Genomic DNA, 7,915 nt, shown 5'->3' with positions numbered 1-7,915 from the left:
TAGTAAGGTATTCAAATTCTAAGCTTTCAAGCATAAACGCCAACTACTCCAGATCCAAATCAAGCACTATAAAATATAAAAATTCTAAATAAGGAAATAAGATGAAATTCTTAAAACGATACAAAAATATTATCCTATTACCATTTTTGCTGATTATTTCGTTTTTTGTATTTCGTATGATTTATACGGAAGCAATTAGTGAGTGTGCTCCAATGCGGTTTTTTTCAAAAAATTCTCTAAGTAATAGTGATTATGTTGAGTTAAAAGCAAAATGCATAAAAAAAGCTTTGGAAAATAACGATAATCACCTTATTATGCAGTATTTTAAAAGAGAAACGAGCGAGTGCCTTGAGATCATTGATGAACCGTCAAAGATCCCACATAATCTGATTAGAGTTAATAGCTTTGAAGAGTGGAAAAAATTAAGACTTACAGATACCGACACTATAATTTGTCCTATTGGTAATCCTAAAAAGAGCGATATTAGCAATGAAAGCAAATAAATTTATAAATTATTCAAATTTACGAAGTTGGGGCTGCTCATCAAACAAAATATTAGCCACAATTTGAAGCGTAAATTTTAAAATTTGCTATCTTACGCCGCGCGTTTTTGCGGCTGTATATCCGATAAATTTAGAAGAGCGCCGCAAAAGGCGCCGTCAAAAAAGCGAAATTTAACGCGAAATTTTATATAATCTTACGATTTAATGTGAGGAGATAGGATGAATAAAAAGGCGTATTTCGGGAGTTTCGGCGGGCAGTTCGTGCCTGAGACGGCGATGTTTGCGCTCGAGGAGTTGGAGGATGCGTACAACACCATAGCGCAGACGAAGGAATTCAAAGATGAGCTGGGCTACTTGTTGCGCGAATATGCGGGGCGTCCGACGCCGCTATATCACGCCGTGCGCCTTAGCGAGCACTACGGGCATGAAATTTATCTAAAGCGCGAGGATCTTAATCATACGGGCGCTCATAAGATCAATAACGCCCTTGCGCAGGCGCTACTAGCTAAAAAGATGGGCAAAAAAAAGATCATCGCAGAAACCGGCGCTGGTCAGCACGGCGTGGCGACGGCGACGGCAGCGGCGCTATTTGGGCTTGAGTGCGACGTGTATATGGGCGAGACCGACGCCGCGCGCCAGCAGCTCAACGCCTTTAGGATGCAGCTTTTGGGTGCAAATTTAATCAAAATCGGCACCGGTTTAAAAACGCTCAAAGAGGCGACCACTGCGGCGATTCAGGCGTGGGTGAATGAGATCGAGAGCGTATTTTACGTCATCGGCTCGGCGGTCGGGCCGCATCCGTATCCTAAGATGGTTAGGGATTTTCAAAGCGTTATCGGCGCCGAGACCAAATCGCAGCTCGCAAGCAAGGGGATCAAGGCTGATTACGTCCTAGCCTGCGTAGGAGGCGGAAGTAATGCGATAGGAATTTTTAGCGCGTTCGTGGATGATCCTAACGTGCAACTCATCGGCGTCGAGGCGGGCGGCTTGGGCGCACAAACCCCTTATCACGCAGCGACCATCACTAACGGGCGCGCGGGCATCATCCACGGCATGAAAACGATCGTACTGCAGGATAAATTCGGCATGATCGAGCCTGTTCACAGCATCTCGGCGGGGCTTGATTATCCTGGAGTGGGCCCGGAGCACGCGCATCTGCACGAGATAAGTCGCGCAAAATACGAAGCGGTAACCGACGATGAGTGCATCACGGCGCTTAAACTGCTCTGTAGGCTTGAGGGTATCATCCCCGCGATCGAAAGCGCGCATGCGTTAGCGTATTTAGAAAAGCTCTGTCCGCAGCTAAAGGGCAAAAAAACGATCGTCGTAAACGTAAGCGGCAGGGGCGATAAGGATATGGATACTGTGATGAACTACAAAAAAGGAACGATTTATGGATAAGATCAAGGAGGCCTTCGCCGGCAAAAAGGCGAACATCGGCTACATCGTGGCGGGCTACCCGAGCCCCGCGCACACGAAGGAGTTTTTGTCAAATTTAGACGAAAGCGCGATCGATCTGCTTGAGATCGGTATCCCGTATTCCGACCCGCTCGCAGACGGCCCCGAAATTTTTAAGGCGAGCTTTTCCGCGGTTCAAAATGGCGTAAACGCGGAGAAGGTATTTGAAATTTTAAAAGGGGTGCAAACGCGCAAGCCGCTCGTGTTTTTGGTCTATTACAACGTGATCTTTGCCTACGGCGCGCGCGAGTTTGTATCCGAGACGGCGCGCTACGGCATCAGCGGGCTAATAATCCCCGATCTGCCGTATGAGGAAAATGAGGAAATTTTCGCGCTTTGCGAGGAGTTTGGTATCGCGCTCATCCCGCTTATCAGTGTTACGAGCGAGCACCGCGCCGCGCGAGTTTTGAGCCGCGCTCGAGGATTCATCTACGGCGTGGGCGCTATCGGCGTGACCGGAAGCAAGCAAACTCCGATCTCGCGCCTTAAAAATATGGTCGCAGATCTTAAAAAAATGAGCGATCTGCCCGTAGCGATCGGCTTTGGTATTCGCAGCTCTAGCGACGTTCGCGCTACGAAAGAATACGCAGACGGCGCTATCATCGGCACCGCGATCGTAAATTTATGCGCGAACTACGGCGGGCGCGAGCTGCAAGGCAAGATCGCCGAACTTTTTAATTAACGGAAAGAGTATGAAAAAGATATTTTTGATTTTAATCGCAAATTTTTGCCTCGGCGCCAATCTGATGCAATACGATCTTTTCAACCACGACGATAGCGTGGATATCGCCTTGGCATTTGACTCCGCATACAAACCTGACATCGTGCGCCGCGTCGACGGGCAGTCGATGAGCCTTATTTTAAAAGGGCTTGGCGGCGATGAGAAATTTAACGAAATGCGCACTAATCAAAAGGTCTTAAAAAGCTTTACGATAGCGCCTAAGGGCAAGGATATCGAGATAAATTTCCCTACCGGAGCCGATCTATCGGTCGATGCTCTTACTCAAGACGGCAATCTCAAACTCATTTTACGCGTAAAAAACCCCGCTTTCGATCAAAGTAAGATGAGCGTCAAAAGTGAGGCTAATGAGACGGCGCAAAGCAGCAGCAGCGGGGTTTCCGTGATGCCGATAATCGTAGCGTTACTGCTTGCGGCTGCGGCTTTCGTCGGCGTGCGAAAATTTTTATCGCATAAGCCGCAAAAAAGTATCGACGAGACATGGCGGGTTTTTGAAGACGACGCTAGCATAGAGGAGGCCGACGTGGATGGGACGGGCATCGATGAAATTTTAAACGACTTCTCTTTTAAAAATCAGAGCGGATCAAAGAACGCAAATTTTACCAATTATTCTGACGCGCAGGAGTTTGCGAAGAAAGATGAAGCCTCTGCTTTAAATTCCAAAAATTCTAACGACTCAAAAAACGTAGATAGCGCAGATTTTTTAAGAGGCGAGAACGTGAGCGAAGAGAGCATGCGCGATAAATTTTACGATGAGGTTGCGCGTGCCGAGCGTTCGGAAGCTACGGGGGCGGACGAAAACTCTGAGAGCGCCGAGAATATCAGGGCAGCGGATAAAATTTCGCCGCTTAAAGTAAGCCCTGCCGAGAGCGGCACGATGGAATTTCGCGAGGGAGCAAAAGAAAGATCGGATGCAAAAGAGCCCAAAGTCTCGGCATTTAAAAGCATTTTAGAAAATGAGCTGCTTAGCTCGGATACTGCAAGACCTAGCGACGTGCGAGTAGAGCTGGTGCGCGAAATCGACGAAAATAATGCTGCCGTAGTGCTAAGCTTCGCGGGCAAAAAACATCTAGTGGTACTAAAAAGCTCCAACGCTATCGATTAATGAGGCGTGGAATTTCGCAACTTGCGAGCTTTGCAACCCATAAAATTTTGCAATTTGTTAAATTTTAAAAATTACGGAATTTTATAGCGCTAGAAATTTATGCCACATTTAAGCCTCATTGCCAAAAGGTCGCGATGAGGCTTAAATTTAAAAAGAAAGAGGGCAAAGGCTCGGGTAAGCTTTAAAATTTAACCCGCGCCTTGCCCGTATAAGCTTAATCTAAAATCTTACTTCCAAATCGACGTAGAAATTTCGTCCCGCGCCGACTGCTAAAGTATCTCGCGTGCGGTTTGCGTTGATGTAGTGGCGATCGAAAATATTATTTACGCCAAAGCTCACGTCCGCGCCGTCAAGGGCCGGAATAATGCCGTTTTTGATCTTGTAGCTTCCTCTGAAATTTGCGATCGTGAAAGCTTTATCGACGTAAAAATATTCCGTTCTGCGAGCGAAATAGGAAGCGGGTTTAGAATGAGGCTTAAAATAGTGGCTTACCTCAAAGCCTAAATTTAAATCGTGCAGAGGCGAGTAAAAGGCGTGCGCGCTTAGTTTTTTGGCGTGGTTATTGATGTTTTCGTGCGTCTTTTTATTGTAAATTCTAAGTCGCTCGAAGCTCGCGCCGAAATCAAAGTCCTGCGTTTGGTAGTTTGAGCTTAGCTCAAAACCATGCCTTTTGGCTTGATCGATATTTTGATACTGCCCGTATTGTTGCGAAAAGCCGCCCGGAGGCACGCCCAGATGCGGAAGCGCCTTTATGCCGATCATATCTTCGATCTTGCCGTTAAAATAGATAAATTTCATATCGAAGTGATCGTCCGTAAAAATTTTATCCTGTTTAAAGCTAAATCCGACCTCGTACTCTTTTACGGTCTCGGGCTTTAGATCGGGATTTGGGATGTAATAATAATGTATGTTCATCGGCCCTGATTGCGATGTCTCGTGCGGAGTAGGCGCGCGGAAACTCTCGCTGTATCCCGCTAAAAGCGTAAATTTATCAAAGAGCGTATAGGCAATCGCCGCGCGCGGAGAAAATCTGGAATCTTTAAATTTAGCCGATCTGCCTTTGATGTCGCGATCGAATCTATCGTATCTACCGCCTAAGGTAAGCTCTAAATCATCGTGCAAGCGGATCAGATCCTGCGCGAAAAGCCCGTAGCTATTGTATTCGTTCGGAAAGGAGGCGAAATCTCTTAGCGCTCCATTTTGGATAAAGATCGCATCCTCCTGCCTATTTTCGTAATCGCCGCCGAAAGCGAAGCTATGATTTAAAAAGCCCGTATCAAATTCCGAGATATTTTTGAGCTCTAATCCCTTACGATCGTCTTTGTTCGTGTAGCTGCCGGTATCTGCGCCGTCAATATAGCTGCGTTTATACTCGGCTCTGCTTTTGTAGGCCTTAAAAGACATATCAACTAGCGGGCTTTGCGGCGTAAAGCTCCAATCAAAAACGTAATCTCTCTGGCTTAAATTTCCATGTACGAAGAGATCCTCCTCGTTTTTCCATAGCGTTTGCCAGACGGTGTGTAAATTTTCGTCGTAATCAAAGGCGCTGAAGCTTATGCGGTGATCGTCTAAATTTGTGCCGATCTTAAAAAATCCGGTATCGATATGCTCGTTATTAAAGGTCTTGTCGTAGCCCTCGCCGTAGTGCGTGCCGCCGTCTGCGAGCTTGATATTGCCGTAGCTTGCGCGCTTGCCGTAGAGTAAAACGTTGATCGGAATTTCCTCGCCCTTGCCGTAAATCGCGCCGCGCGTGCTATGCATATTGTTTGATTCGAGTCTCTGCCCTAGCATCAAGCCTACGCTTTTGCCCTCGCTTAGATAATCGCTCGCACTTTTGGTTTGCATATTTACGATACCGCCGATCGCGCCCGAGCCGTGAAGCACGGACGAGGCGCCCTTTATGACCTCGACGCGCTTTAAGATATCGCTATCGGTGCGAAAAGATGAGATCATATTGGAGTAAATTCCCACGCTCCTGCGCACGCCGTCTTGTTTGATGATGATGCGCTCGTCGCTTTGATATCCGAATCCGCGGATCTGAAACTGCCTGCCGATCTGTCGCCCCATATCCATACTGCCGTCGACGCCCGGTATCTGCATGATCGAATCGATCACGTTGGTTTTGGCTTTCATATCTTTGGGGGTTAAAATTCCGGCCGAGCCTGCGTATTTTAGGTTATCGACCGCGCTCACCGTCGCTTGCACGACGATTTGACCCAGATCCTGCGACTTCGTGGCGTTGTTTTCGGCCGCATTCGCTCCGCCTATCGCGCCTATCGCAAGCGGCACCAATAAAATTCGCTTTTTCATGCCCCGACCTTTAAAATAAAATTGAAATGCATTATTATATATCTACATACTTAAATAAGGTTGAAATTTAATTTCAAAAACATTTGAAATTTGTTTTTATTGGCGGCAAGTACTGCGCTTCGTCTGGGCCGCTTACGCGCTTTGACTGCGTCTTGTCCGCACCTTGCCCGCGCCGTTTCTGCGCCTGGACTCCGCTTACGTCAGTTTGTATCGCGTTTCGTCTGACCGCCTCTGCGCCATGGCTTCTCGTTGCGATTCGTCTGTGCCGCGCTCAGGCTACTAAATTTGGCATTTCTACCACAGCAAAGAGTCTAAATTTAAATATCCGCGATTTACTTGCGTCTAAATTTAGCGGCCGCCCCCGTGATTTTAAAATTTCGCTTTTCGTAAATTTAGATCGGAATTTATTTGCTTTTTATTTTACAAAGGATAAAATCGCGCCTAAGAGATCGGTCGATCTAGATTATTTCAGGATCTTTTCATGAATAACGTTAAATGGTACATCATTGCAGGCGCCGTACTAGGCGTGCTGGGTGCGACGCTGGTGCATTTCGGAAACCCGGGCAATATGGGCGTTTGCGTCGCTTGCTTTTTGCGCGATACCACGGGCGCGCTGGGCTTTCACCGAGCTAGCGCGGTGCAATACATCCGCCCGGAGATCATAGGGCTCGTGTTCGGCGGCTTTTTGGCAAGCGTGCTTTGGACGCGCGAGTTCGCGCCGGTTACGGGCAGCTCGCCGTTTGCAAAATTTTTCCTAGGGATTTTCGCGATGATCGGCTGCCTTGTATTTTTGGGATGTCCGTGGCGCGCGTTTTTACGCCTAGGCGGCGGCGATCTGACCGCATTAGCCGGGCTAGCGGGTCTGATCTGCGGCGTACTCATTGGGTTTTTGCTTAAAAAGCGTGGCTATGAGGCGAGCAAAGAGGCAAGGCTTAGCGGCCCGATCGGAATTTTGCCCGTAATACTGGGCGCGGCGCTACTTGCGGCTTTGGTTTTCGGACTCAAAACGGGCGAGGGCGGCGCGCTTTTTATCTCCGCTAAAGGCCCCGGCGCGCAACACGCCGCGGTAGGCATCTCGCTGGCTGCGGGCATTATCGTGGGCGCGGTGATGCATAGAAGCAAATTTTGCAGCGTTGGCGCGTTCGGTAGAATTTTCCGCGGCGATTTCTCGATGTTTTGGGGCGTGCTAAGCGTCATCGTGTTTGCGAGCATCGCAAATATCGCGTTTGGACAATACAAGCTCGGCTTTGAGGGCCAGCCTATCGCGCATAACGATTTCGTTTGGAATTTCTTGGGTATGGTGCTCGCAGGACTTTGCTTTAGCCTCAGCGAGGGCTGCCCCGGTAAGCATCTGGTGCAGGCCGGCACGGGAAATTTAAGCTCGGGCGTCTTCGTTATCGGCATGGCGGCTGGCGCTGCGATCGCGCATAATTTCTTGCTCGCAAGCTCGGCTAAAGGCATCACCGAGTTTGCTCCTTGCGCGGTTGCGATCGGTTTTGTTTTTGCGCTTTACGTGGGGATTTTTCAAAGACGCGGCGCTTAAGGCTGATATTTAATCTCAGAGATCAATCTATACAGAGGCGGCGTATCTGATCAAGCTCTGGCGGCGTACTTATAAAGAAATACGCTGCTGGAGCAGAGTGCTCGCTGTAAGATTGGCGCAAGCAGCTAGAGATGGAATTTAAGAATTTGTAGCCGTATTCATAACGCGATAAACCAAATGATAAAATAGATTCTGCGCAAGAAAGATTACGATCAATTTTTAAGAGTCGCTCCTTTAAATTTTAAAATTTAAAGGCT

6 protein-coding genes are annotated in these 7,915 nt (G+C 48.0%); 5 read left to right on the top strand and 1 reads right to left on the bottom strand.

The genetic code is table 11. The features are described from left to right. Positions 1-101 precede the first annotated feature (101 nt). From Q0372_RS02720 to Q0372_RS02705, 4 genes are all read left to right on the top strand, one after another. Positions 102-503, top strand: a complete 402-nt coding sequence (locus Q0372_RS02720; protein ID WP_298102250.1) for a hypothetical protein — start codon at positions 102-104, stop codon at positions 501-503. A 219-nt stretch (positions 504-722) separates the two neighbouring features. Continuing rightward, a complete protein-coding gene (gene trpB / locus Q0372_RS02715) occupies positions 723-1,904 on the top strand; it encodes a tryptophan synthase subunit beta (RefSeq protein WP_298102248.1) in 1,182 nt (393 codons plus the stop codon). Further along, positions 1,897-2,643 (top strand): tryptophan synthase subunit alpha, encoded by a 747-nt coding sequence (trpA, locus tag Q0372_RS02710; protein WP_298102245.1) that lies wholly within the window; start codon positions 1,897-1,899, stop codon positions 2,641-2,643. Before trpB ends, trpA begins: the two co-directional genes overlap by 8 nt. Before the next feature lie 10 nt (positions 2,644-2,653). After that, positions 2,654-3,805: a hypothetical protein gene (locus Q0372_RS02705; protein ID WP_298102240.1), complete on the top strand. Its 1,152-nt coding sequence runs from the start codon at positions 2,654-2,656 to the stop codon at positions 3,803-3,805. Between the two features lie 219 nt (positions 3,806-4,024). On the opposite strand, the gene Q0372_RS02700 is transcribed toward Q0372_RS02705, so the two are convergent. Continuing rightward, a complete protein-coding gene (locus Q0372_RS02700; RefSeq protein WP_298102237.1) occupies positions 4,025-6,115 on the bottom strand; it encodes a TonB-dependent receptor in 2,091 nt (696 codons plus the stop codon). Positions 6,116-6,596: 481 nt separating this feature from the next. Between Q0372_RS02700 and yedE the strand changes: the two genes are divergently transcribed. After that, positions 6,597-7,658, top strand: a complete 1,062-nt coding sequence (yedE, locus tag Q0372_RS02695; RefSeq protein ID WP_298102234.1) for a YedE family putative selenium transporter — start codon at positions 6,597-6,599, stop codon at positions 7,656-7,658. Positions 7,659-7,915: the final 257 nt, after the last annotated feature.

The organism is uncultured Campylobacter sp. (genome assembly GCF_937997405.1).
GTDB lineage: Bacteria > Campylobacterota > Campylobacteria > Campylobacterales > Campylobacteraceae > Campylobacter_B.
Note: the sequence above shows the minus strand (reverse complement) of the source record. Positions and strands in the feature narration are given on the sequence as shown.

Excerpts from the sequence above, each read along its gene's own strand:
- Q0372_RS02720 (WP_298102250.1), top strand. The coding sequence starts at position 102 with ATGAAATTCTTAAAACGATACAAAAATATTATCCTATTACCATTTTTG.
- trpB (WP_298102248.1), top strand. The coding sequence starts at position 723 with ATGAATAAAAAGGCGTATTTCGGGAGTTTCGGCGGGCAGTTCGTGCCT.
- trpA (WP_298102245.1), top strand. The coding sequence starts at position 1,897 with ATGGATAAGATCAAGGAGGCCTTCGCCGGCAAAAAGGCGAACATCGGC.
- Q0372_RS02705 (WP_298102240.1), top strand. The coding sequence starts at position 2,654 with ATGAAAAAGATATTTTTGATTTTAATCGCAAATTTTTGCCTCGGCGCC.
- Q0372_RS02700 (WP_298102237.1), bottom strand. The coding sequence starts at position 6,115 with ATGAAAAAGCGAATTTTATTGGTGCCGCTTGCGATAGGCGCGATAGGC.
- yedE (WP_298102234.1), top strand. The coding sequence starts at position 6,597 with ATGAATAACGTTAAATGGTACATCATTGCAGGCGCCGTACTAGGCGTG.